2 protein-coding genes and 1 pseudogene are annotated in these 1,331 nt (G+C 45.5%); all 3 read right to left on the bottom strand.

Annotated elements, in window-relative coordinates:
* Positions 1 to 134, bottom strand: a pseudogene (locus AYK67_RS17485) (IS6 family transposase); the annotation flags it as partial.
* A 194-nt stretch (positions 135 to 328) separates the two neighbouring features.
* Positions 329 to 793, bottom strand: coding sequence for a hypothetical protein (locus AYK67_RS16795; RefSeq protein WP_068089673.1), 465 nt, complete (start codon positions 791 to 793; stop codon positions 329 to 331).
* Positions 790 to 1,331: polymorphic toxin type 24 domain-containing protein (locus AYK67_RS16790; protein ID WP_082735903.1), on the bottom strand; the 542-nt coding region annotated here is incomplete at its 5' end. The genes AYK67_RS16790 and AYK67_RS16795, both read right to left, overlap by 4 nt.

The raw sequence follows: 1,331 nt of genomic DNA, 5'->3' as shown, positions 1-1,331 counted from the left end.
GCAATGCAGAGCGTAAACAGCACCTCTTCAACCTCGCGCAGGCTCAAAGAGAAGCGATGATAGAGCCAAACCACGTGAGCAATGATCTCGGGCGGGAAACACTGGCGCTTGTAGCTAATCGATGATGGCGTCATACGCCAATCGCTATCTCATCAGGCTGGTGCCAAAGTTTACGTGACAACGCCTAATCTGTTCTTCCGTAAAACGCGAACGCTTCATATCCCACCTCAATGTTAGGTAGGATCCTATCACAAACTGGAGGAGATTATGGGGAGCAGGTCAAGGCCAAAGTTTACGTTACAACACCCTTGATCACGTGGCGCATCAATCAACGAGAATAAAAGCTGACTGTCGGTCCATAATCATTATCAGCAATTGATATATCTACGCAGAATTGACGTTCTGGGTAGCAAGCCTTTAGTGCCAATCGTGTAGTATCAGCCAGCAGGTTAGCGACTCCTAAGTATGATTCCTCTGAAATATTATCAGTCACTGCAAACAAATCATATACGTGCTGATGGTTCATCATGTTCTCGATTGCACTTATGTTATCTAGGTGCTTTCTCCATTTCGAGTATCCATCAAGCGTAAAGTTAACTTCTAAAAAAACACCACCATCGTGTTCTAAAAATGTTGGCAATAAAAGTCTACCAATAGCTACCGCTATATCAGGGTGTACAAAGTAATTGATATGACTTAGCCAAGCTCTATTGATCGGTGGGGAACATTTACGCCCCCAATCTTCAATTGCAATAGGTTGTTTCCAATTGTGTAATGGATCAATCTTCTTCAAGGGATTTCATCCTGTTTAGCCGGACGCGGGTTCGTTCTGGGAGTTTGAACTCTCACGCTACCATTGGGCAGCACGTCGCGGCCATATTCTAATACATGTGGTGTTGGAATCCCATTGTGGGCTGCACCGGTGACATCGACACGCGTCAAAATTTTTCCTTCAGCGTCATAAGTCGCATAACTAGTAATATTCCCCTGATCATCAGCTCTATATACTGTACTATTGGCAGGTCCATTTTCGATCTTGAAACGCCCCCGCACCTGAACGGCATTCTCTAACGGTCCCCCATTCAAGCTACCAACTTTGCGTGCTGCTGTATATATGATGCTACCGATTTCAGCAGCTAGGTCGCCTTGTTTAGCTGCATGTTTTACAAAATCCCCAGCAACTGGAACAACCGCCACAGCTGCCAGTGCATAATCGGTCGGAGTGCTTGCTTCAGCAAAACTGATGTGCTCCCTGAAAAGTCCCTCGATTTGAGTTAGAATTTTCTGTGACGAATTTCCTGGCTGGGAAGGAGCAGAATATGAAAGCATCG

Source organism: Polycladidibacter stylochi (assembly GCF_001562055.1).
In the GTDB taxonomy this organism is placed as follows: Bacteria; Pseudomonadota; Alphaproteobacteria; order Rhizobiales; family Stappiaceae; genus Pseudovibrio; species Pseudovibrio stylochi.
The sequence above is the reverse complement of the archived record's forward strand: the minus strand, read 5'-3'. Positions and strand labels throughout refer to the sequence as shown.